The sequence below is a fragment of the Parafannyhessea umbonata genome (assembly GCF_900105025.1).
Taxonomy (GTDB): Bacteria; Actinomycetota; Coriobacteriia; order Coriobacteriales; family Atopobiaceae; genus Parafannyhessea; species Parafannyhessea umbonata.
Map to the genome: position 1 here is coordinate 955,555 of NZ_LT629759.1, position 22,562 is coordinate 978,116.

The 22,562-nt window shown below is 68.5% G+C and carries 20 protein-coding genes; all 20 read right to left on the minus strand.

Annotation, left to right across the window (positions count from 1 at the left end; all coding sequences use genetic code 11):
• On the minus strand, positions 1-1,386 hold the full coding sequence (locus BLT96_RS04430) for an NAD(P)/FAD-dependent oxidoreductase (RefSeq protein ID WP_245719325.1): 1,386 nt from the start codon (positions 1,384-1,386) through the stop codon (positions 1-3).
• The gene (locus BLT96_RS04435) at positions 1,379-2,866 is read right to left on the minus strand and encodes an NAD(P)/FAD-dependent oxidoreductase (protein ID WP_197674390.1); all 1,488 of its coding nucleotides are present in this window, start codon (positions 2,864-2,866) and stop codon (positions 1,379-1,381) included. The genes BLT96_RS04430 and BLT96_RS04435 overlap by 8 nt, the downstream gene beginning before the upstream one ends.
• Positions 2,867-2,954: 88 nt before the next feature.
• Positions 2,955-4,808 (minus strand): ABC transporter ATP-binding protein, encoded by a 1,854-nt coding sequence (locus BLT96_RS04440; RefSeq protein WP_090862059.1) that lies wholly within the window; start codon positions 4,806-4,808, stop codon positions 2,955-2,957.
• The gene (locus tag BLT96_RS04445; RefSeq protein WP_172824980.1) at positions 4,808-6,550 is read right to left on the minus strand and encodes an ABC transporter ATP-binding protein; all 1,743 of its coding nucleotides are present in this window, start codon (positions 6,548-6,550) and stop codon (positions 4,808-4,810) included. Before BLT96_RS04445 ends, BLT96_RS04440 begins: the two co-directional genes overlap by 1 nt.
• A gap of 18 nt (positions 6,551-6,568) precedes the next feature.
• A complete protein-coding gene (locus BLT96_RS04450; RefSeq protein ID WP_090862061.1) occupies positions 6,569-8,389 on the minus strand; it encodes an ABC-F family ATP-binding cassette domain-containing protein in 1,821 nt (606 codons plus the stop codon).
• Positions 8,390-8,391: 2 nt separating this feature from the next.
• Positions 8,392-9,240 carry a deoxyribonuclease IV gene (locus BLT96_RS04455; protein ID WP_272867361.1) on the minus strand — a complete coding sequence of 283 codons (849 nt, stop codon included), beginning with the start codon at positions 9,238-9,240 and terminating at the stop codon, positions 8,392-8,394.
• Between the two features lies 1 nt (position 9,241).
• Positions 9,242-10,477, minus strand: a complete 1,236-nt coding sequence (gene coaBC / locus BLT96_RS04460; protein WP_090862063.1) for a bifunctional phosphopantothenoylcysteine decarboxylase/phosphopantothenate--cysteine ligase CoaBC — start codon at positions 10,475-10,477, stop codon at positions 9,242-9,244.
• On the minus strand, positions 10,477-11,190 hold the full coding sequence (locus tag BLT96_RS04465; protein WP_090862065.1) for a zinc ribbon domain-containing protein: 714 nt from the start codon (positions 11,188-11,190) through the stop codon (positions 10,477-10,479). Before BLT96_RS04465 ends, coaBC begins: the two co-directional genes overlap by 1 nt.
• Positions 11,191-11,192: 2 nt before the next feature.
• Positions 11,193-12,365 (minus strand): cysteine desulfurase family protein, encoded by a 1,173-nt coding sequence (locus BLT96_RS04470; protein WP_090862067.1) that lies wholly within the window; start codon positions 12,363-12,365, stop codon positions 11,193-11,195.
• A 2-nt stretch (positions 12,366-12,367) separates the two neighbouring features.
• Positions 12,368-13,048 (minus strand): ribulose-phosphate 3-epimerase, encoded by a 681-nt coding sequence (rpe, locus tag BLT96_RS04475; RefSeq protein ID WP_090862069.1) that lies wholly within the window; start codon positions 13,046-13,048, stop codon positions 12,368-12,370.
• 24 nt (positions 13,049-13,072) lie between these two features.
• Entirely contained in the window at positions 13,073-14,092 is a 1,020-nt protein-coding gene (locus tag BLT96_RS04480) for an NAD(P)H-dependent glycerol-3-phosphate dehydrogenase (protein WP_090862071.1), read from the minus strand.
• A 2-nt stretch (positions 14,093-14,094) separates the two neighbouring features.
• The gene (locus BLT96_RS04485) at positions 14,095-14,772 is read right to left on the minus strand and encodes a glycerol-3-phosphate acyltransferase (protein WP_090862073.1); all 678 of its coding nucleotides are present in this window, start codon (positions 14,770-14,772) and stop codon (positions 14,095-14,097) included.
• 1 nt (position 14,773) lies between these two features.
• A complete protein-coding gene (gene der / locus BLT96_RS04490; RefSeq protein WP_090862075.1) occupies positions 14,774-16,096 on the minus strand; it encodes a ribosome biogenesis GTPase Der in 1,323 nt (440 codons plus the stop codon).
• A 176-nt stretch (positions 16,097-16,272) separates the two neighbouring features.
• Entirely contained in the window at positions 16,273-17,163 is an 891-nt protein-coding gene (gene ispH / locus BLT96_RS04495; RefSeq protein WP_090862077.1) for a 4-hydroxy-3-methylbut-2-enyl diphosphate reductase, read from the minus strand.
• Positions 17,164-17,172: 9 nt separating this feature from the next.
• Entirely contained in the window at positions 17,173-18,768 is a 1,596-nt protein-coding gene (gene cmk / locus BLT96_RS04500; RefSeq protein ID WP_090862079.1) for a (d)CMP kinase, read from the minus strand.
• A 40-nt stretch (positions 18,769-18,808) separates the two neighbouring features.
• Positions 18,809-19,441, minus strand: a complete 633-nt coding sequence (locus tag BLT96_RS04505; RefSeq protein ID WP_157692159.1) for a histidine phosphatase family protein — start codon at positions 19,439-19,441, stop codon at positions 18,809-18,811.
• Positions 19,434-20,342, minus strand: coding sequence for a pseudouridine synthase (locus BLT96_RS04510; protein WP_090862083.1), 909 nt, complete (start codon positions 20,340-20,342; stop codon positions 19,434-19,436). The genes BLT96_RS04505 and BLT96_RS04510 overlap by 8 nt, the downstream gene beginning before the upstream one ends.
• On the minus strand, positions 20,342-21,076 hold the full coding sequence (gene scpB / locus BLT96_RS04515; RefSeq protein ID WP_090862085.1) for an SMC-Scp complex subunit ScpB: 735 nt from the start codon (positions 21,074-21,076) through the stop codon (positions 20,342-20,344). The genes BLT96_RS04510 and scpB overlap by 1 nt, the downstream gene beginning before the upstream one ends.
• Positions 21,076-21,894 (minus strand): segregation and condensation protein A, encoded by an 819-nt coding sequence (locus BLT96_RS04520; RefSeq protein WP_090862087.1) that lies wholly within the window; start codon positions 21,892-21,894, stop codon positions 21,076-21,078. The genes scpB and BLT96_RS04520 overlap by 1 nt, the downstream gene beginning before the upstream one ends.
• Positions 21,895-22,560 carry a site-2 protease family protein gene (locus BLT96_RS04525; protein WP_090862089.1) on the minus strand — a complete coding sequence of 222 codons (666 nt, stop codon included), beginning with the start codon at positions 22,558-22,560 and terminating at the stop codon, positions 21,895-21,897. It abuts the gene before it with no gap.
• Positions 22,561-22,562: the final 2 nt, after the last annotated feature.

Here is a 22,562-nt window from a genome sequence, read left to right on the forward strand (position 1 = left end):
CTACTCATCCTCCAGCAGAACGCGGACGGCATCCCCGGGGCGAGCGTCCGCAAGGTCGGCCCGCCTCAGCGTAACCTCCTGCATCTCGCCCGGTGCCATCACGGGCTTGCGACGGTGCGACACGCGACGATCTCCCACGTAGACGGACACGTAGCGGTCCTGGTAGACCGCGCCCACGCGAAAACGCAGCTTCATCGCATCCGCCATGCGCCCGGGCGAGACAAACGAGGGCACGGTGTAGCGCACCCCGCCCGTGGCCTCTATGGGAAGCTCGGTCGCGGCGGCGGGGTCGTCCTTCTCGCCCGCGCCCTCTTGCACGTAGCGCGCGGCGCACGCACCGGCGTGCGCGGACTCCTCGCTCACGTAATCCACCAGGTCGTGCACGTGCAGAACGTTGCCGCAGGCAAACACGCCCGGAACGCTGGTCATGAGCTGGTCGTTCACGTACGCGCCGCGCGTGACGGGGTTTATGCGCACGCCGGCCTGTCGGCTGAGCTCGTTTTCCGGCAGCAGCCCCACGGAGAGCAGCAGCGTGTCGCACGGGTAGCGCACCTCCGTGCCGGGTATGGGGCGCAGGTGCTCGTCCACCTTGGCGATGGTGACGGCCTCTACGCGGCGCTCGCCCTCCACGTTCACCACGGTGTGCGAGAGCTTGAGCGGTATGCCAAAGTCGTCCAGGCACTGCACGATGTTGCGCTTGAGGCCGCCGGAGTACGGCATGAGCTCCGCCACGCATGCCACGTGCGCTCCCTCGAGCGTGAGCCTGCGCGCCATGATGAGCCCTATGTCACCGGAGCCCAGGATCACGACCTCACGCCCCGGCAGCAGGCCGTCGATGTTTACCAGACGCTGCGCCGTGCCGGCCGTGTACACGCCGGCCGGGCGCGTGCCGCAGATGTCCAGCGCGCCGCGCGGCCGCTCGCGGCAGCCCATCGCAAGCACCACGGCCCTCGCGCGCACGCGGAAGATGCCGCGCTCCGCGCTGACGGCCGTCACCACGCGCTCCGGGGACACGTCCAGCACCGTGGTCCTCAGCATGCGCTCGATGTTGCGCTCGCGCGCCCGTGCCACATAGCGGGCCGCGTACTCCGGGCCCGTGAGCTCCTCCTTGAACGTGTGGAGGCCAAAGCCGTTGTGGATGCACTGGTTGAGGATGCCGCCCAGCTGCGGCTCGCGCTCAAGCACCAGCACGGACTCGACGCCGGCGTCGTGCGCGGCAATGGCGGCGGCAAGGCCTGCGGAGCCCCCGCCCACGACCACGATGTCGCGCGCCAGCTCTGGCACGGCATCGGCCGCGGCGGCGTTCTTCTCGCCCACGCTGTCCTTTGCGCCGGTCATGGCACCCGCAGTTGTGCTAGTCATGGCACTCGCTGTTGTGCTAGTCATGGCGCTTGCCTCCCTCCGCCTGCTTGTCGTGGCCCACGACCATGCGCGAGCCCGGCCCGCACTTCGTGACGTCCTCCATGGCGAGGCCGTCGACCTCCTCGGCCAGGATCTCCATGATGCGCGGCGTGCAGAACCCCGCCTGGCAGCGGCCCATGCACGCGCCGGTGCGGTGCTTCACGCCGTCGAGCGAGCGCGCTCCCGGCACGCGGCGGCAGGCGTCGCGGATCTGCGCCTCGCTCACGCGGCAGCAGCGGCACACGATGGTGCCGTATGCCGGGTCGCGCTCTATCAGGCGCTCCCACTCTGCCTGGCTTATGCGCTTCAGATCGGGGATGGGGCGACGGCGCGGCTCGAACGACTGGTTGCGCGGCAGGCCCAGGATCTCGTTTGCCTGCGCGGCCACCATGCGACCGATGGCGGGGCACGCGGTGAGTCCGGGGCTCTCGATGCCGGCGCAATCCAGAAATCCCGGCGCACCGGCAACGGGGCCAATGATGAACTCGTGCCCCGGCTGGTGCGCGCGCAGGCCGGAGAACGACGTGATGGTCTCGCGGAACGGGATGTCCTTCACCGTGAGCGCGCTCTTGCGGCGCACGGTCTTGAGCCCCTCCGGCGTGGTCTGGGTGCCGCGCTTGTCCTCGATGTCGTCTGCGGTGGGCCCCACCAGCAGGTTTCCGTGGACCGTTGGCGTCACGAGCACGCCCTTGCCCATCTTGGTGGGCAACATGAACACGGTGTGGCGCACGTGGGAGCCGGCCGTGGTGTCCAAGAGCTCGTACTCGCCGCGGCGCGGGGTGATCGTGAGCGTGTCCGCGCTCACCATGTTGTGAATCTGGTCCGCGTACACGCCGGCCGCGTTTATGACAACGCGCGAGAAGAACGTGGCGTTTCCGGCCGTCACCTTCCAGCCGGGCGCGCCGCCGTCAAGCGTCGCGGGCCCAACCGCCGTGACCCGCGCGTTGAAGCGGAAGCGCACGCCGTTTGTGGCCGCGCTTTCCGCCAGCGCGGCCGTGAGCGCAAACGGGTCGCAGATGCCGGCCGTGGGCGCCCACAGCGCCGCGACGGCCCCGTCCGCGATGTTTGGCTCCATCCGCACGAGCTCCTCGCGCCCCACGATGCGAAGCTCCGGCACGCCGTTTGCGCGGCCGCGCTCGAGCAGCGCCTCGAGCGCTGGCATGTCCTCCTGACGCGTGCACACCACGAGCGAGCCTATGCGGTCGAACGCAAAGCCCAGCTCGCGTGCGAGCTGCGGAAACAGGGCGTTGCCCTCCACGTTGAGCTTCGCCATGAGCGTGCCGGTCTTCGCGTCGAAGCCGGCGTGCACGATGGCGGAGTTTGCCTTCGACGTGCCGGCGCACACGTCGTCCTCCGCCTCGAGCACAAGAAAGCGCCCGTCCAGGCGGCTGAGCTCGCGGGCTATGGAGCACCCGCTCACGCCGGCGCCTATCACGAGCGCGTCATATATTGTGGTACCGTCCATCGGTCCCTCCGTCTCGCAGTGGCCACCGGGGCACGCCCGGCGTTCCATATGCTAGTTGCGGGACGGAAGGTGGCGCCGCATGCCTCGGTTAGCGGGCGAACTGGCTCTGGTAGAGGTCGCGATAGAACCCGCCGGCGGCCAGCAGCTCGTCGTGCGTGCCCTTCTCCACCACGCGGCCGTCGCGCATGACGATGATGCAGTCCGCGTTGCGCACGGTCGAGAGCCTGTGTGCGACCACAAGCGACGTGCGGCCTTCCATCATGCGGTCGAACGCGTCCTGCACCTGCAGCTCCGTGCGGGTGTCGATGGAGCTCGTGGCCTCGTCGAGCAAGAGCACCGCCGGGTCGCACATCATGACGCGGGCTATGCACAGCAGCTGGCGCTGCCCCTGCGAAAGGGCGCCTCCGCCCTCGCCCACCAGCGTCTGGTAGCCCTGGGGCAGCTGCATGATGAACTTGTGCGCGTGGGCGCGTCTTGCCGCGGCGACCACCTGCTCGTCCGTGGCGCCCGGCACGCCGTAGGCGATGTTGTCGCGCACCGTGCCCTCGAACAGCCACGTCTCTTGCAGCACCATGCCGAACGCGGAGCGCAGGCTCTGCCGCGTGAGGCCGCGCGTGTCCGCGCCGTCGAGCGTGATGGTGCCGCCGTCCACGTCGTAGAATCGCAGCAGCAGATTGATGAGCGTCGTCTTGCCGCAGCCGGTGGGGCCCACCAGCGCAAAGCGCTTGCCGGCCGGCACGTGGATGCACACGTCCTGAAGAAGCGGGCGGTCCTTCGTGTACGAGAAGCACACGTGGTCCATCTCGAGCTCGCCACGCGGCGCCGGAAGCGCCTTCGCGGTTGGGGCGTCGGGCTCCTCCTCCACGGCGTCCATGAGCGCGAGCAGGCGCCGCGCGGAGGCGAACGCGGTCTGTACCTGCGTCACGACGGCGGAAATCTCGTTGAACGGCTTCATGTACTGGTTTGCGTACGAGAGGAAGCTCTGCACCTGGCCCACGGTAAGCGGCGTGGGCCAGCCAGATATGACGCTCGCGCAACCGGCGATCGCGACCGCGGCGTACGTGATGTTGTTCACGAGCCTGGTGGACGGGTTGCTGAGGCTGCTTATGAACTGCGCACGCACGCCCTTCTCGTACAGCCGGGAGTTTACGCGGCCAAACGTGGCAACGTCTGCCGGCGCGTGCGCAAACGCCGTCACGAGCTTCTGGTTGCCGATGACCTCCTCCGCGAATCCGCCGAGCTCGCCCTGGAGCGCCTGCTGCGCCGCGAACGACGCCGCGGACTTGCGCGTTATGATGCCTGCCGCCAGCACGGAGAGCGGCGTGAGCAGGATGACCACGAGCGCGACGGACACGGAGATGGAAAGCATGAACGCGATTGTGCCCACGATGGTGGCAACGCCGTTGAACAGCTGCGTGAAGCCCTGCAGCAGGCCGTCGCTCACCTGGTCCACGTCGTTTATCACGCGGGACAGAAGGTCGCCGTGGGAGTGCGAGTCCACGAACGAGAGCGGCAGGCGCTCGAGCTTGCCGTATGCGTCCACGCGCAGGTCGCGCGCCGTGTTGTACGAGAGGCGGTTCGTGCAGTAGCCCTGCACCCACTGGCACGCGCCCGCGGCGGCCACCACAGAGGCGAGCCTTTGCAGGATGGGCGCGAGGCGCGCGAAGTCCACGCGGCCGGCGGCGACCATGCAGTCGATGGCGTTGCCTATGAGCACCGGAACGTACAGCTGCAGCACGACGGACGCGGCAGCCGTCAAGAACGCCACCACCAGAAGCGGCAGGTGCGGCCCCACGTAGCGCATGACGCGGCGCAGCACCGTGCCCACGCCGTAGCCGGTGACGTCCATCTCCTGGTTGGGACCTTCCCCCGCGCCCGCGTTGCCGCGGACCGTGGATATGGTTGCGGCGGCAGATCCGCCGGCTGCATACGGATTTGCCATTATGCGGACACCTCCTCCGGCGAGAGCTGCGACAGGCAGATCTCGCGGTACAGCGCGCACGTGCGCAGCAGCTCCGCGTGCGTGCCGATGCCGGCCACGTGGCCGTGGTCGAGCACGAGCACCTTCGTGGCACCCATAACCGCGCTCACGCGCTGAGAAACGACGACGCTCGTCGTCGTGCCCGAAAGCGAGGCCAGGGCCTGCCTCAGGCGCGCGTCCGTCGCGAAGTCGAGTGCGGAGGCGGAGTCGTCCAGCACCACAATGCGCGGCGACCCCACGAGGGCACGCGCGATGGTGAGGCGCTGGCGCTGGCCGCCGCTGAAGTTCTTGCCGTCGGCCTCAACCGGCTCGTCGAGTCCCGCCGGCTTCGCCCTCACGAAGTCGTCCGCCTGAGCAAGAGCGAGAGCGTCCCACAGCTCCTCGTCCGTCGCGTCAGGCTTTCTCCACGTCAGGTTCGAGCGGACCGTCCCCGTCATGAGCGATGCCCGCTGCGGCACGATGGCCACGGTGGAGCGCAGCTGGTCCAGCGGCCACTCGCGCACGTCGCGCCCGAGCACGCTCACACTGCCGGACGTGGTGTCGTACAGGCGCGGCAGAAGCTGCGCCAGCGTCGACTTGCCCGAGCCCGTGCCGCCTATGACGCCCAGGGTCTCCCCCTCGCGCACGTCAAGCGTCACGTGCGCGAGCGCCGGCTGCGAGGAGCCCGCATAGCAGAACGTGGCGTCCCTCATGCCCACGGCCGGCGCAGCTCCGCGGGCGGGGAGCCTCACGTCGTCCGTCGCCGTCTGCGCAAGGGCCGGCCTCGCGTCCAGCACCTCCATGATGCGCTGCGCTGAGGCCGACCCGCGCGTGAACGTGACCACGAGGTTCGCCACGTATGCCACGGCCAGAAGCGTCTGCGTCATGTAGTTGACGAACGCCATGACCTCCCCCTGCGTTAGGTCGCCCGCGCTCACGCGAAACGCGCCGCTCCACAGGATGGCGACCACGCCGGCGTTCAGCACCACGAACGTGGCCGGGCTCAGAAGCGCCGTCAGCCTGCCCGCGGCCACGGCCGTGGCGGCCTGGTCGTTCGCGGCACGGCTAAAGCGGTCAAACTCGTCCTTCTCGCGACGGAACGCGCGTATGACGCGCACGCCGGAAAGCGACTCGCGCGTGATGAGGCTCACGCGGTCAAGGCGCGTCTGCATCTGCCGGAAGTACGGCACGGCGCGCGACATCACGAACCAGAACACGAGCGCGATGAGCGGCGTGCACAGAAGGAAGATGCAGCCTAGGCGGACGTCGATCAGAAGCGCGGCCACCATGGAGCCCACGGCCAGAAGCGGCCAGCGTATGAGCTGGCGGATGCCCAGGGCGATCGCCACCTGCACCTGGTTCACGTCGTTCGTGATGCGCGTGGTAAGGGACGGCGTGCCAAAGCGGTCCACGTCCTCGGCGGAGAGCTCCATCGTCTTGCGGAAGAGCGCGTCGCGCAGGTCCGTGCCCATGCCCTGCGACACCAGGGCCGCCATCCTCTGGCACACCAGCGTGAAGCAATAGCCCACGCACGAGAGGCACACCAAAAGCGCGCCCATCCTCAGCACGTAGCGCGCGTCGTGGCGCGCGACGCCCACGTCTATCATGCGCGCCACGATCATGGGCGTCATGAGGTCGAACACGACCTCCACCACCTTGACCGTCATGCCCACGGTCACGCGCCCGCGGTATCCCCGCAGGTACTTGCTCAGCAGCTCCCGCAAAACGACTCCCCTTTGCGGCTAGTCCAGGCCCAGCCGGTCCGAAAGCTCTATCCACTCCGTCTCGAGCTCGTCCACCTGCGCCTCCACCTCGTCTATCTGGGCCTGCGCGTCCATGAGGCCCTGGTAGTCCGATGCGTCAAGCCCCGCCATGCGCGCACGCAGCCGCTCCGGCTCGCCCTCGAGCTTCTGCAGCTTGCGCGCCACGGCGTCGTAGCGCTTCTTCAGCTCGCGGCGCTCGGCGTTGGAAAGGCCCGTCGGCGCCTGGCCGGCGTCCTTCTCGCCCTGCGCATCCACGTTAGGCGTAGCGGCACCGCTTGTCGAATTCGACTTTTGTATGCTGCCATCCAAAAGCGATAGGTATTCGTCCACGCCGCCCGGCACATGGCGCACGTGGCCGTCTATCAGGGCAAACTGGTCGTCCGTCACGCGCTCCATCAGGTAGCGGTCGTGGCTCACCAAAATGAGCGTGCCCGGCCACGTGTCAAGGAGGTCCTCCAGCACGGCGAGCATGTCCGTGTCGAGGTCGTTTCCGGGCTCGTCCAGGATGAGCACGTTGGGCTCGCGGAGAAGGACGCACAGTATCGACAGGCGCCGCCTCTGGCCGCCGGACAGGTCCTTTATGAACGTCGGGAACTCCCTGCGCTCGAAGCCCAGGCGCTCCAGCAGCTGCTCCGGGCTCTGCGGCTTGCCGTCCACCACGTAGTACTTCTTGAACGTGGCCAGGAGCTCCTCCACGCGCCAGTCGTCCTTCTCGCGCAGCTGGTCCAGGTGCTGCGAAAGGATGCCGAACTTCACGGACTTGCCGATCTTCACGTAGCCGGCGCTCGGCAGCATGCGGCCCGTCATCACCTTCAGGAGCGTGGACTTGCCGGCGCCGTTCTCGCCCAGGATGCCGTAGCGGTCGCCCGGCCCTATGAGCCAGTTCACGTCGCTCAGCACCTGGCGGTCGCCGTAGCCGGCGCTCACGTTCTTAAGCTCCATCACCTGCTTGCCCAGGCGGCTCACGGCAAGGCGCTTGAGCTCGGTGGTGTTGCGCAGCGGCGGGTCGTCCGCCAGAAGCGCCATCGCGGCGTCGATCCTGAACTTTGGCTTGCTCGAGCGCGCCTTCGCGCCGTGCGCGAGCCAGTTGAGCTCCTTGCGCAGGGTGTTCTGGCGGCGCTCCTCCGTCACGGCCGCCTGGCGCTGACGCTCCACGCGCTGCTGTATGTACGCGGAGTAGCCGCCCTCGAACGGGTCGATGACCCCGTCGTGCACCTCCCACATGTGCTCGCACACCTCGTCCAGAAACCAGCGGTCGTGCGTCACGACGAGAAGGGCGCCCTGCCCCTGCTGCCAGCGGTGCCTCAGGTGGCGCGCAAGCCACGTGATCGCGCCCATGTCCAGGTGGTTCGTGGGCTCGTCCATCAGGATCACGTCCCACGTGCCCACGAGCACGCGCGCCAGGTCGCAACGTCGGCGCTGCCCGCCAGAGAGCTCGCCCACCCTTGCGTGCCAGTCCACGTCGCCCAGAAGCTCGTCCACGATGGAGCGCACCTTGGGGTCGGATGCCCACACGTACTCCGGCACGTCGCCCACCACGGCGTGCTCCACCGTGTCCGCGTCGTCGAGCGCGTCGTCCTGGGCAAGCATGCCAACCTCGATGTTGTTTCGGTACGTCACCTTGCCAGAGTCCGGCTCCAGGCGCTTCGCCACCAGCTCCAGAAGCGTCGACTTTCCGTCGCCGTTCCTGCCGACGATGCCTATGCGCTCGCCCTCGTTGATGCCTATGGTCTGGTCGCGCAGCACCTGCTTGCCCGGCCACTCCATGCTCAGGTGCTCGCAGCCAATAAGAATTCCCAAAGCTATTCCTCCACGTCCGCCGCGAGCCCACGCAGAAGCACAATCTCGCGCTTGTACCCCGCAAGGTCGTTCGGCGTCTCCAGTATCATCGGCAGGTCGCGCGTCCTGGGGTTTCTCACCACCGCGCGGAAGGCGTCCAGGCCCAGCGTGCCCACGCCGATCTTCTCGTGGCGGTCCTTGTGCGAGCCGCGGGGGTTCTTCGAGTCGTTCAGGTGCAGCGCGCACAGCCGGTCGAGGCCGATCACGCGGTCGAACTCGTCCAGCACGCCATCCAGGTCGCCCGCCACGTCGTAGCCGGCGTCGCTCACGTGGCACGTGTCCAGGCACACGCCAAGCAGCTGGTCCTCGTGCGTGCCGTCGATGATGCGCGCCAACTCCTCGAAGCTCCGACCCACCTCCGTGCCCTTGCCGGCCATGGTCTCCAGCAGCACGCGCGTGCGCTGCCCGCGCACGAGCACCTGGTTCAGCCCCTCGCAGATGAGCTCGATGCCGCGATCAGCCCCCTGCCTCACGTGGCTGCCGGGATGGAAGTTGTAGTAGTTGCCCGGCAGCGCCTCCATGCGCTCAAGGTCACCGGCCATGGCCTCGCGCGCAAATTCCACGGTCCTGGGCGTGGCCGAGCACAGATTCATGGTGTACGGCGCGTGCGCCACGAGCCTCCCAAAGCCGTGCGTGCCCATCAGGGCGAGAAGCGCCTCCACGTCCTTCGGGTCCAGCGCCTTCGCGCTTCCGCCCCTGGGGTTGCGCGTGAAGAACGCGAACGTGTTCGCGCCGATCTCGAGCGCCGTCCTGCCCATGGCCTCGTATCCGCCGGACGTGGACAGGTGGCAGCCGATCGTGATCGCGCCCACCCTAGCGCACCTCTCCCAGGAGGGTGCCGAGCCTGTCCAGCAGCTCTGCCGCCACGCGCTCGAGCGGCAGGGTCTCCATCTGCTCCACGCGGTCAGGGTACACGAAGGCCACGCGGTCCGTGTCAGACCCAAACGTGCTGTCGGCCCTGCTCACGTCGTTCGCAACGATGAGGTCGCAGCCCTTGCGCGCAAGCTTCTGGCGCGCGTGGGCAAGAAGGTCGTCCGTCTCGGCCGCAAACCCCACCACGACGCGCCCACCCTTGCGTGCGCTCAGGTCGCGCAGGATGTCCGCCGTCTCCACGAGCTCGATGCGGTCCAGGCGCTCCGCCGTCTTCTTCAGCTTGTGGTCCGCCGGCGCCTTCGGCGTGTAGTCCGCCACCGCGGCGGCACATATCGCCGCGTCCGCCCCCTCGAACGCCGCAAGCGCCGCCTCGTACATCTGGGCGGCGCTCACCACGTCCACGCGGCGCACGTCTTCGGGTGCCTCAAGCGCCGTCGGGCCGCTCACGAGCGTCACGTGCGCGCCGCGGCGTGCGGCCTCGCGCGCGATGGCATAGCCCATCTTGCCGGTGGACGCGTTCGCGATGTAGCGCACGGGGTCGATCGCCTCGTGGGTGGGCCCCGCCGTCACGACTATGTTTTTGCCCGCAAGCGCCGCGTCCTTCTCGCCTGCGCCCTTCCCTTGCGCGTAAACCACGCCTTCGGCCTTGCCAAGAAGGTCAAGCGCCGCGGCCACGATGTCCTCCACGGGCGCGAGCTTGCCCTCGCCCACGTACCCGCAGGCAAGCTCGCCGGACGCTGGCATCACGAAGCGTATGCCGCGCTCGCGCAGCAGCGCCACGTTCGCCTGCGTCGCGGGGTTGCGCCACATGTTCACGTTCATGGCCGGCGCCACCAGCACGTCCGAGTGCGCCGCCAGGATCGTTGCCGTTGCCGCGTCGTCCGCGATGCCGCACGCCATCTTCGCCATCACGTTCGCCGTCGCGGGCACCACGAGCACCAGGTCCGCGAAGTCCGCGGCCTCCACGTGCGGGATGGCCGTCTCGTGCATGCCATAGAGCGACGTCACGACCTCGTGGTGCGTAAGCGCCCCGAACGTGGTGGCGCCCACGAAGCGCGTCGCGTCCTGCGTCATGGCAACGCGCACGTCGCAGCCGGCCTTCTGCAGGCCACGCAAGACCTCGCACGCCTTGTACGCCGCAATGCCGCCGCACACCACCAACGTCACGTTGGCCATCAGTCGGCGACCTCCTCGGTCACCAGCAGGCGGTGGCAGTACGGGCACTCCGTGATCGACCCGGCGTGCTTCAGGTCGCTGAACAGGCTCGGCTGCAGCTTCACCCGGCAGATCGAGGGCACGTTTCCCTCCAGCTTCTCAACGGCCAGTCCGCCAAAGCGCTTCGCCGCGGCGTCGTAGCGCGCGAGCGTGTCCTCGTCCAGCGCGGCGACCATGCGCTTGCGCTCCTCGGCCAGCTGGCGCACCCGCGCCATTATGTCCGCGGTTTCGCGCTCGAACGACGCCTGCTGTGCCGTGCGTTCCTCGTCGATCTTCGCGTCCAGGTCGCGTGCGTTCCTCTCGGCCTTCTGCAGACGCTTCAGGCGGTCGGACATCTCCTTGTAGTTGAACTCGATCTTCTCCATCTTCTTGGCGAGCGAGGTCAGCTGCTGCTCGATGCTTGACGCCTGGCGGTAGTCGCCCTCCTGCGCAAGGGCCTTCACCTCGTCCGTCTTCTGCATCAGGTGCTCGTGCTCCGCCTCTGCGTCCTGAAGCTCGAGCTCGGCGTCCTTTCGCTGGCCCACGATCTTCGTGAGCTCGCCGGCGACCTTGCGCTTCGCCGCGTCGGCCGCGGCGATCCTCTTCTGCTGCGGCATCGCCTTGAGCCTGCGACTGTCGCGCATGAGCTCCAGGTCAATCTGCTGAAGGCGCAGGAGCGCCTCGTAGTCGTTCATGTCTACCTCCGGTTGCTTAAGACGATGTCGAGCAGTGCGTCCGCGAAGCGGTCCAGGTCGTCCTCGCCCACGCGCTCGTCGAACGAAATCCTGAGCGATCCCAGGGCGTCGCCCCGGGCGATCCCCATGGCGGAGAGCACGTGGCTGGGGTCGAGCGAGCCAGACGAGCACGCCGATCCCGCGGACACCTCGAACCCCGCCTGGTCAAGCTTCAGTATGAGCGTCTCGGAGTCCAGGCTCGGCACCATGACGGAGACCATCCCAGGCAGGCGCCCCTCGTCCACCGTGGCGCTCACCGTGGGCAGGATGCCCGTCCCCTCCGCACACAGGCGCGAGAAGAGCGCGTTCGCCCTGCCCTGGACAAGCTCGCGGGTACGCTCCAGGCCGTCCGCGCAGCGCCTCGCCGCAGCCGAAAACGCGAGCGCGCCGCGCACGTCCTGCGTGCCGGGGCGACGCCCCTGCTCCTGACCGCCGCCGAAGCTCTGGGGCCTCAAGGGACAGCGCGAGCGCACCATGAGCGCGCCTATGCCCACCGGGCCGCCGATCTTGTGCGCCGCGATGCTCACGGCATCCGCCTGGTCCACGTCGAGCGGTATGCGCCCGAACGCCTGCACCGCGTCCGTGTGGAACAGCGCGCCCGCCTCGTGCGCCGCGCGGGCGATCTTTCCCACTGGCTGCACGACGCCGGTCTCGTTGTTCGCGCTCATCACGCTCACGAGCGCCACGTCCGGACCCAGCAGCTTCCGCACGGCCTCCTCCGTCACGACGCCCTCGCGGTTTGGCCGGGCGAGCTCCACCTCGAAGCCGCGTCCGCGCAGCGCCGGCACCACGTCGAGCTCGCTGTCGTGCTCGATGGCAGACACGATGACCCTCGTCCTTTTGCGGTCGCGGTCGCGCGCGCCCTCGGCCATGCCGTACAGCGCGAGGTTGTTCGACTCGGTGCCGCCCGAGGTGAACACCACGTCCGACGGCCTGAAGCCGCCGCCCACGCAGCGCGCGATGTCGCGACGGCACTGCTCCAACTTTGCATACGCCATGCGACCGAGCGTATGGAGAGAGTTCGGGTTCGCGCCCGCTATCTCGGACTCCTCGTATGCGCGCTCGGCCTCGATGGCCTCCTCGCACATGGGCGCGGAGGCCGCATAGTCCAGGTACACGTAGTTATTCTTCTGCATCCCTATGCCCTCTTGGCGAGCCCCATGGTGCCGTTGCGGCGGAGCTCCTCAATCGCCGCGGCGTGGTCCGCCGCCTTGAACACCTTGCTTCCGGCTACTATCACGTTCGCGCCCGCGGCGACAACCTCGCCCACGTTGTCCGCGCCGATGCCTCCGTCCACCTCGACGAGAGGGCTCACGCCGTGCTCCGCGCACATCCTGCGCAGGGCCCTCAGCTTCCCGATGGAGCCCGGGATGAAGCTCTGCCCGCCAAAGCCGGGGTTCACCGTCATCACCAGCACCATGTCGAGCTCGTCCAGGATCGCGTCGAGCGCGACCACCGGCGTGCCCGGGTTAAGAGCGACGCACGCCTTCGCTCCGGCGTCGTGGATGAGCCCCACGAGCCTGTCCGCGTGCGTCTGGGCCTCGTAGTGGAACGTCACGACGTCCGCCCCGGCCTCGAGGTACCACGGCACCTGCTCCTCGGGGTTCGTCACCATGAGGTGCACGTCCAGGGGAAGCTTCGTCGCGGCCTTCGCCTGGCGTAGGATCTCCGTGCCAAAGCTCAGGTTCGGCACGAAGTGCCCGTCCATCACGTCGTAGTGGACGAGGTCCGCGTTCGCTATGCTCTCGAGTTCCTCGCCCAGACGCGTGAAATCGGCCGAGAGGACCGACGGTGCAATCAGTACGCTTTCGTTTGACATGTCTTCGATCTTCTCCCCTGCGCTCTATTCCCTTGTGTCGAGACCGTAGAACTCCACGTGCGGGTCACGGTCCAAAAGCAGCTGGGCCGCCTCGCCCAGTTCCGTCCCATCATACAGAATCGAGTGGACGGCATTCGTGAGCGGAGCCTCTATGCCAAGCTCCCGCGCGAGCTCCCACGTGCTCTGCGCCGCTCGTGCACCCTCCACCACCATGCCGGTGCGCTCCTCGTAGTCCTCGAGGCTCTCGCCGTGCGAGAACGCCTCGCCAAACGTGCGGTTGCGCGAGTGACGAGAAGTGCAGGTCGCCACGAGGTCGCCCATGCCGGCCAGGCCCATGCACGTCATGGGGTCGCCGCCCACGGCGCACACGATCCGGCTGATCTCCGCGAGGCCGCGGGTCATGAGGACCGCGAGCGTGTTGTCGCCAAGGCCCAGGCCCGCGCAGATGCCGCACGCGATCGCGACGACGTTCTTCACGGCCGCGCACACCTCGACGCCCTTGATGTCCTGCGAGCGGTACACGCGAAACTCCTGCGAGACAAACGCCTCTTGGAAGTACGCCGCGAGCTCCTCGCTCTGGCACGCGACGACAGCGGCGGATATCAGGCCCTGGCAGATCTCCTCCGCGTGGTTGGGGCCGGAAAGCGCCGCGACGCGCGCCGGGTTTCCCAGCACGTCCGCCACCACGTCGGCCATGAGCAGGTGCGTTCCGGGCTCGATGCCCTTCGTGAGGACCACGATGGGCAGGTCCTCGGGAACGAGCCCCTTGAGCTCCTCGCAGATTCCGCGCAGGAACGAGGACGGCACGACCATGACCATGGACTCGGCGCCGTCGAGCACCTGGGCGAAGTCGTGGCTCGCGCTCACGTTTGCCGGCAGCTCGTAGTCGGTCAGGTGCCGCGGGTTCCTGTGCGTGCGGTTGATGGCCTCGGCCACCTTCGGCGAGTGCGCCCACACGCGCACGTCGTCCGCGTGCGCCGCAAGAAGGCCCGCCGCGGCGGTGCCCCAGGAGCCGGAGCCGATGACGGCCATCCTTCCCGCCATCGCTACCTGCCCTCCCTGTCGCCGCGCTTGCGCACGCTGAACTTGCGCTCCTGCCCGTACGCGAGCTTCTTGATGTTGCCCCTGTGCGCAAACACCACGACGGCCGCCACCACCAGAAGCGGCACGATCGCAACGCCGCGGATGCCCCACGCGAACGAGATGATGGGAAGCGATATGGCAGCGCTCACGGAGCCGAGCGACACGTAGCGCGTCGGCACGGCAAGCACCAGGAACACGGCGAGCATCATGAGCGTGACGGGCCAGCAGAAGCCAAGGCCTGCGCCCAGGCCCACGCTGATGCCCTTGCCACCGTGGAAGCCCAGGTAGGGCGAGTACACGTGGCCGAGCACGCATGCCATGTACAGCGCGGTCGTCGACCAGCCGGATGCCCCGAGCGCGGCCGTCTGCGAGAAGTCCCCGCCAAACGCCACCTGGGACACCACGAGGCGCCCAAGCATAATGGCGAGGTAGCCCTTGCCCGCGTCGCACAAGAGCGTGAGCGCCGCCGCGCCGCCGCCGGCGGAGCGCGCCACGTTCGTCATCCCAATGTTTCCGGAGCCCACCTTGCGCACGTCCACGTGCTCGCTGGAGTGCCTGGCGATGATGAGCCCGCTCGGGATGCCGCAGATGAGAAACGCGCCCGCCATGCACGCGAGCGTCGCGATAACGATGGTTGGCATGCTAGTCGTCCTTCCGCCTGAACCTGAGCCTCAGCGGCGTGCCCTCGAAGTCGAACGTCTCGCGGATGCGGTTCTCCAGGAACCGCTCGTAGTTGTCGTCCACCAAATCCGGCGCGTTGCACCAGAACGTGAGCGCCGGAGGCTTCGTGCCCGTCTGCGTCGCGTAGTGGATCTTCAGGCGGCGGTTCTTGTACGTCACGGTGTGGCCGCCCTCGCGGATGGAGGTGACGAGCCTGTTCAGCTCCGACGTCTTCACCTGGCGCGCGTGGTTCTCCGACGCCTTCACGGCCGCGGCGAGCACCTTGTCCGTCGCACGGCCCGTAAGGGCGCTCACGTTGACGGACGGCGCCCAGCGTGCGAACGTCATCCGCTGGTCGAGCGACGCCCTCACGGCCTCGCGCTTCTCCTCCGTGTCGATGAGGTCCCACTTGTTCAGCACGACCACGATGGCGCAGCCGCGGTCGATGGCCATGCCCGCGAGCTTCTGGTCCTGCTCCGTCACGCCGACGCTCGCGTCAACCACCAGCAGGCATACGTCTGCCTTGTCCATGGCCTGCAGGCCCCTCACGAGGCTGTAGTACTCCACGTCCTCGTGCACCTGGGTCTTCTTTCGCATGCCGGCCGTGTCCACCAGGCGGATCCGGCTGCCCTTCCATGCGATCTCGATGTCGACGGCGTCGCGCGTGGTGCCCGCGACGTCGCTCACGATGGAGCGGTTGCGTTTCGCAAGGCGGTTCGTGAGCGAGGACTTGCCCACGTTCGGCCTGCCGATGATGGCGACGTTCAGCACGCCGTCCTCGCGCTCCGGCTCGGGCTCGCCCTCCTCGGGAAGCGCCGCCACAACGTCGTCCAGCAGGTCGCCGGTGCCAAAGCCGTGTCCCGCGGAAATGCCGCGCGGCTCGCCCACGCCCAGCGAGTAGTAATCCCAGCTGTTCAGCTCCTTGCTCGGGTTGTCCAGCTTGTTCACGCACAGGAACACGGGCTTCTTCGAGCGCCGTACCACGCGCGCGACCTCCTCGTCCTCGTCCGTGACGCCCACGGTCCCGTCCACGACGAAGATGATCGCGTCTGCCTCGTCGCACGCGGCGAGCGCCTGCTCGCGGATGCGCGGGGCAAACACGTCCTTGCTCTTCGCGGACTCGATACCGCCCGTGTCTATCAGTACGAAGTCGCGACCGTTCCAGTCGCAGTCGTGGTACGAGCGGTCGCGCGTGACGCCGCGCGACTCGTGCACTATTGCATCGCGATTGACGGAGAGGCGGTTCACCAGCGTGGACTTGCCCACGTTGGGCCGGCCGACAACGGCGACGATTGGCTTTGACATATCACTCCTTGCTATAGGGGCACACATACGCTCAGTCTACCATTCGCTCGCGCGGGCTATTCGGTTGAGCGGCACCCACACCAACACAGCGAAAGCGCGCCGTATCGGGAGCGCGCCTCATGACGCCTGGGCGCGTGGCGCCTGGGGCGAGAAGATCTTGGGGCCACGGGCAGACGCTAGGGCTGGGCCCCGTCCTTCTCGCCCGGGGCGGGCGCGTCGACGCACGTGGCGCCCGTGAGCCTACGGATGGCGTCCACGACCCCGTCTATCTGCGTCTGGGGGGTGGATGCGCCAGCCGTCACGCCGATGGCCCCCACGCCCGCGAACCACGCGGGGTCGAGCTCGGCCGCCGTCTCTATGTGGTTGGTGCGCGCGCACGCGTCCGCGCAGATCTGCGCGAGCCTGCGCGTGTTCGCGGACATCCTGCCGCCGATGACCACCATCGCGTCCACGCGTGCGGCAAGCTCCGCCGCGGCGGCCTGCCGGGCAGACGTCGCCTCGCAGATGGTGTCCATCACGCGGACCTCGTCCGTGCGACCCAAGAGGCGCCTCACGAGCTCTGCCAGGCGCGCGCGGGACTGCGTGGTCTGAACCACAATACCCACCTTGCGGCGAAGCTTGAGCTCGTCCGCGTCCTCCGGGCGCTCCACCACCGTCGCACCAGGCGCGTTGCCGAGCGTTCCCATGACCTCGGGGTGGCCCGCCTCGCCAAACACCAGCACCTGGTAGCCCTCGCGCGTGAGCGTCTCGGCCGCGCGGTGGGCGCGCACCACAAACGGGCACGTCGCGTCCAGAACGCTGTCGGCGGCGTCGCGCGCGCGGGCCTCCTCGTCCGGCGTGACGCCGTGCGTGCGCAGCACCAGCGTGCCGCCGTGGTACTCGTCCGGCGCGCTTGCCACCGTGACGCCCGCATCCGCAAGGGAAGCGACCACGGTTGGGTTGTGGATGAGCGGCCCGAGCGTGTGGATGGGCCCCTTTGCCTGCGCCGCGGCATCGCGCACCAAGTCGAGCGCGCGGTTTACCCCATAGCAGGCACCGGCCTCCCGGGCGACCTCTATCGTCGGCATGCGTTCCTCCTACATCTTTCCCGGGTGCTCGCGACGGAGTTCGTCGCGCAGCGCGTACACGCGCTCCATCGCAACCTCCTCCATCCTGAGCGCCTGCTGCTTGCGACCCCTCACGCCCAGGTCCGAAAACTCGATGCACTCCCCCGCCTTGCAGAACACGCGGCCAAAGCGCTTCCAGTGGGTGCCCTTCGGCGTGATGTCGCGCGCGCCCACGATGGCGACGGGCTGCACGGGCGCCTTCGCCATCTGCGCCATGAGCGCAAACCCGCCGTGGATGGTGACGGGCTGGTCGTCGCTCTTGATGCGCGTGCCCTCGGGAAACACCAGCACGCACTCACCGCGCGTGAGGGCCGCCTGGGCTCGGCGCACCGCCTTCAGGTCCGCCGTGCCGCGCTTCACGGGAATGGTCCCCGCGCGCGAGAACAGCCACGACACTAAATTCGTCTTGTTGAACTCGCTCTTCGAGATCGGCCTCACGCGGATGCCATGGAAGTAAAGGTCGCAGACTATCACCACGGGGTCGAGCATCGAGGTGTGGTTCATCACGATCATGCGCCCGCGCGCGTCGTCGCGAAGCAGCCGCACGTCCTCGATCTTCCACGGCCACAAAACCTTCGTGACCGCCCACACGATCGCGGCTGCCACGGCCAGAAGCGCCCGCGCCGGCAGCGGAAACTCCTTCATCCCGTGGTCGTAGTAGTCGTCGAACGTGTTGCCCGCGAACGCGCGCATCCGGCCCGCCGCCTTAGGCTTTGCGGCGGCCTTCGCAGCCGGCCTGCCCGCGTCCTTCTCGCCTGCGCCGTTCTTCGCGACGCCCGCCTTCGCGGGTGCCGCCTCGTTGCCGTCCGTCTTGGGCGAGAAGGACTCGCCCCCCTTGTCAAAAGGGGCGACCTCGCCTGCCTTCGCAGCGCCGCCCTTGGCGCGCGCCGCCTCCATCAGGTCCACGATCTGCTGCACCACCTGCTCCGGCGTGAGCGCGGAGTTGTCGATCATGTGCGCGTCTGCCGCCGGCTTCAGCGGGGACTCCTTGCGCGAGCTGTCCAGCTTGTCGCGGCGCACCAGGTCCCGAAGGATCTGCTGCTCCTCGGCCGCGTCGGCCTTCGCGCCGGCGTCGCGGCCGGCGTCGCCGCCCTCGCGCTGCACGGCCCTGCGGTGGGCGCGCGCCGCGGCGTCCGCCGTCAGGAACACCTTCACCTCGGCGTTGGGAAAGACGACGGTGCCGATGTCCCTTCCCTCTGCCACGACGTCCCCGGCAGAACCCAGCTCGCGCTGGCGTGCCACCATGGCCTCGCGCACCCTGGGGTAGGCGGAGACCACGGACACGTTGCGGTCCACCTCCGGCGTGCGGATCTGGCGCGTCACGTCCCTTCCGTCGATGCTCACCGTCTGGCCGTCGGCAGACTTGCCAAACTCTATTCTCGCGCGCTCGGCCACGGCCGATACCGCGTCGTCGTCGCCTACGTCCACGCCCGCATCAAGGCAGCGCCACGTGACGGCGCGATACATCGCCCCGGTGTCAAGAAACGTGAGGTTGCACCGGTCTGCGATGGCGTGGGCCGTCGTCGACTTGCCCGATCCCGCCGGTCCGTCAATGGCTACTATCATCTTGCATCCCTCCCAGAGATGTTCTGCGTCGTGTCGATTCCTATGAGGTCGGGCTCGCGCATGCGGCGGATGACCTCCTCGGGGCAAGGGCAAGCGCCGCGAGCGAGAAGTGCCCGCCCCCGTACGTGAGGATCTGCGAGCTCACGTTGGGGAGCGTCACATGCCAGAACGTGGAGAGCGGCGTACCGAACACGGCACCCAGGATGGCGCGGGACATGCCGCCGTGGCTGATGCACGCCGTGCGGCCCTCCAGCGGCTCCAGCGCCGCAAGCACGCCGCGAGCGCGCCCCAGCAGGTCCTCGAAGCTCTCCGCGCCCGGCGCCGGCATGGAGCGCCCTTCCGCGTCCAGCGGCCACGGGAAGTCGTAGCCAAGCTCGTGCACCGCGTCCATCCGCATGCCCTGGATGCTACCAAAGTTTATCTCCGCGAGCCCAGGCTCCACGCGGCACTCGATTCCCAGGCGAAACGCCGCCTCCTCCGCGATGGAGCGGCAGCGCGACAGCGGGGAGCACCAGATGCGGTCGGGCCCCCAAGCCACGACGGCCTCTATGGCACGGCGCATCTGCTCTTCTCCCCTGGGCGTGAGGTCCACGTCGATCCGCCCGGAAAGCACGCCCTCCATGTTCTCGCGCGTCTCGGGGTGACGCATCAGTAGAATCCGCTGCCTAGCCACGATGGGTCTCCCTTCCTTCCCTGGGCGCTCGCGCGCCGTGTCCCCGCCGAGCCGCCGAGGCCTCCCGCGGCGCGGGCGCCGCCTCGCCCTGCGATGCCAGCCCCTCTATCATCGCACGCTCCGCGTCCGTGAGGGGCCGCCACTGTCCCGGCATCAGACCCGAGAGCGCGAGCGGGCCAAACTCGTCGCGGTGCAGCCGCACCACCTCGTGACCGATGGAGCGCAGCATCTTCTTCACCTGGTGCTTGCGGCCCTCGTGAATCGAGAGGCTCACCACGGCGTGGTTGTACGGCAGGCCCTCGCCTATGACGGGCAGCGCAGCCGGGTCGTCCGCGGAGAGCAGCCGCGCCTTGGCGGGCGACGCCACGCCGTCCGGCATCTTCACGCCGTCGCGCAGCATCTGCAGCTGGTGGCGGGTTGGCACGCCACGCACGAGCGCCACGTAGTGCTTCCACACGTGATGCGACGGGTGCAGCATCTGGTTGGCCACGTCGCCGTTGGTGGTGAAGAGGAGAAGACCGGTCGTGTCGGCGTCGAGCCTCCCCACGGGAAAGAGCCCCGGGTAGCGCTTCGTGGGCACGAGCGACGCCACGCACGGCCTTCCCTGCGGGTCGCTCATGGTGGTGACGTAGCCGGACGGCTTGTACAGCATCACGTACGCGGAGTCGTCCGCGAGCGTGCACGCGCGCCCGTCCACCGTCACCACGTCCACGCCCGGCGTCACCTTGCTGCCGAGCTCCGTCACGACCTGGCCGTTCACGCGCACGCGGCCCGCGGTCATAAGAGCCTCTGAACCGCGGCGGCTCGCGACGCCCGCCCGGGCCAGGTAGCGCTGGAGCCTCATGGTGTAGGCTATGTCGAGGCCGCCGCTCTTCTCGGCGCCATCGCTTTGCCGACCCATCAGCGCTCCGCCTCGCCCTCGCGGTCCGCGGTGGCGCCGTCGGCCTCATCCTCCTCGGACGAACCGGGGGCCTCGTCGCCCGCGAACGCGTCTCCCAGCAGCTCCTGCTCCTCCTCGATGTCGGCCGTGGCCTCCTCAAGCGTGGAGGATATCGCGCTGCCAGAGAGCCGCTCGCGGATGAAGCGCTTCGACTCCTCGTCTGGCGCGAAGTCCTCCAGAGGCGGCAGGTCGCGCAGGCTGCGCAGGCCAAACGTCTCCAGGAAGCGCCGCGTAGTGCCGTACTGCATGGCGTGGCTGCGGTCGCGCTCGCGCCCCACCTCGCGCACGAGGCCCTTCTCCTTAAGCGAGCCGATCACGCCGTCCGAGTTGACTCCGCGGACGGCCTTCACGCCCTCGCGCGTGACCGGCTGGTGGTATGCGATGACCGCCAGCGTCTCGAGCGCGGCCTGCGAGAGGCGCCGCGTGTCCCACGAGAGCACGTAGCGCTCCACGGCGTCGTGGTAGGCGGGGTGGGTGAACAGCCTCCAGCCGCCCGCGACCTCGCGCAGCTGGAAGCCGCGGTTTGCGTCGGAGTACTCCGCCGCGAGCTCCGCCAGCGCACCCGCCGCCTCGCTCGGGGCGACGCCCAGGGCCTTCGAGAGCTCGGTCGCGGGGACGGCGTCCGTCGAGACGAGAAGAAGCGCCTCCAGCGCCCCCTTCAGCGAGTCGTGGTCAAGATGTTCAAGGTCCTGCATCAGGCATCCTCCTCGATGCTCGTGAGGTCCGAGTTGTCGAGCTCGAACGGCTTCGCGCCCTCGACGCGCGCGACGTCTATCTCGCCGAACGTCTGCTCCTGCGTCAACACGACGGACCCGCGCTTCTCCAGCTCCAGTATCGCGAGGAACGTCGCGACGAGCGTCTCGGGGCGCAGGTCGCCGTCGAGCAGCTCGGAGAAGCTCACGAGCGGGTGGGCGCGCGTGACGCGGTCGACTGACGCGACGGTGAGCGCAATGGGCAGTCGCTTCGGGGCGATGTGCTCCGCCTCCAGCAGGAAGCCCTGGCGGCGGCTGTCCAGGTCCGCGCAGATCACCGCGAGCGAGCGCAGCGTGATGCCCTCGAGGTAGTCCGGCATGAGTCCCATGAACTCCGGGTCCGGGCCGGCCGTGCGCGGCTCCATCAGGCTCTCCGCCTCCATGCGGCTGCCGAGCGCCGCGGCGGCGTTTCGGAACTGCTTGTACGCGATGAGCCGCGCAATGAGCACCTCGCGCGCCTCGTCGGGCGAGAGGCTCGCGAGGTCGTCCTCGTCGTCGTCCTCGTCGTCCACCCCTCGCGGGCGCTGCGGCTCGTCCGGCACGAGCGCGGCCGCCTTCATGTCGAGCAGCGTGGACGCCACGAGCACGAAGTCGCTCGCCACGTCCAGGTCGAGCTCGCCCATGGACTGCACCTCGCGCATGTACTGGTCGGCCACCTCGGCGATCGAGATGGACCCGATGTCGAGCTTCTGCCGACTGACCAGCTGCAGCAGCAGGTCGAACGGTCCAGAGTACGCCTGTGTCTTTACGTTGTACGACACCTACGCCCCCATCATGAGCGTCGCGAGGTTCCCGGCGGTCGCGTCCAGGTACATGCCCAGCGGGTCGAAGCCCAGGACGGACGGCAGCACGTACAGCACGACCAGAAGGATGGGCATGCTGTACTGCTGGATCTTGTAGTAGCTCTGCCGCGCGCTGCCGTGCAGAAGCGGCATCACGATCTTGGAGCCGTCGAGCGGCGGCAGCGGTATGAGGTTGAAGAACATGAGCGTCAGGTTGACGTACACGTAGATCTGCAGCGCCATGAGCACCCAGTACAGCGCATCTGCCGCGCCGGACCACGACGCGAACGCGAGCCTGAACGCCAACGAGCCCACGAGCGCCTGCAGCAGGTTGGACGCCGGGCCCGCAAGCGCCACCAGCACCTCGTCGCGACGGGGGTTCCTGAGGTTGTACGGGTTGTACGGCACCGGCTTCGCGAACGCGAACACCGGCCCGCCGATCCACGCCATCAGGAGCGGCAGCAGCACGGACCCCACCGGGTCAAGGTGCGCGAGCGGGTTGAGCGTGAGCCTGCCCGCCTGCTTCGCCGTGGGGTCGCCCAGCTTGTACGCTACCCAGCCGTGCGCCACCTCGTGCACGACCGCCGAGAGCATCACAAGGGCGACCGAGCCCACGATCATGAATATCCTCTGGTTAGAGAGCATGT

Bases quoted from the DNA above. Each gene is read 5' to 3' on its own strand.
- BLT96_RS04430 (WP_245719325.1), bottom strand. From the start codon at position 1,386: ATGACTAGCACAACAGCGAGTGCCATGACTAGCACAACTGCGGGTGCC.
- BLT96_RS04435 (WP_197674390.1), bottom strand. From the start codon at position 2,866: ATGGACGGTACCACAATATATGACGCGCTCGTGATAGGCGCCGGCGTG.
- BLT96_RS04440 (WP_090862059.1), bottom strand. From the start codon at position 4,808: ATGGCAAATCCGTATGCAGCCGGCGGATCTGCCGCCGCAACCATATCC.
- coaBC (WP_090862063.1), bottom strand. From the start codon at position 10,477: ATGGCCAACGTGACGTTGGTGGTGTGCGGCGGCATTGCGGCGTACAAG.
- BLT96_RS04465 (WP_090862065.1), bottom strand. From the start codon at position 11,190: ATGAACGACTACGAGGCGCTCCTGCGCCTTCAGCAGATTGACCTGGAG.
- BLT96_RS04470 (WP_090862067.1), bottom strand. From the start codon at position 12,365: ATGCAGAAGAATAACTACGTGTACCTGGACTATGCGGCCTCCGCGCCC.
- rpe (WP_090862069.1), bottom strand. From the start codon at position 13,048: ATGTCAAACGAAAGCGTACTGATTGCACCGTCGGTCCTCTCGGCCGAT.
- BLT96_RS04480 (WP_090862071.1), bottom strand. From the start codon at position 14,092: ATGGCGGGAAGGATGGCCGTCATCGGCTCCGGCTCCTGGGGCACCGCC.
- BLT96_RS04485 (WP_090862073.1), bottom strand. From the start codon at position 14,772: ATGCCAACCATCGTTATCGCGACGCTCGCGTGCATGGCGGGCGCGTTT.
- der (WP_090862075.1), bottom strand. From the start codon at position 16,096: ATGTCAAAGCCAATCGTCGCCGTTGTCGGCCGGCCCAACGTGGGCAAG.
- ispH (WP_090862077.1), bottom strand. From the start codon at position 17,163: ATGCCGACGATAGAGGTCGCCCGGGAGGCCGGTGCCTGCTATGGGGTA.
- cmk (WP_090862079.1), bottom strand. From the start codon at position 18,768: ATGATAGTAGCCATTGACGGACCGGCGGGATCGGGCAAGTCGACGACG.
- BLT96_RS04510 (WP_090862083.1), bottom strand. From the start codon at position 20,342: ATGGGTCGGCAAAGCGATGGCGCCGAGAAGAGCGGCGGCCTCGACATA.
- scpB (WP_090862085.1), bottom strand. From the start codon at position 21,076: ATGCAGGACCTTGAACATCTTGACCACGACTCGCTGAAGGGGGCGCTG.
- BLT96_RS04525 (WP_090862089.1), bottom strand. From the start codon at position 22,560: ATGCTCTCTAACCAGAGGATATTCATGATCGTGGGCTCGGTCGCCCTT.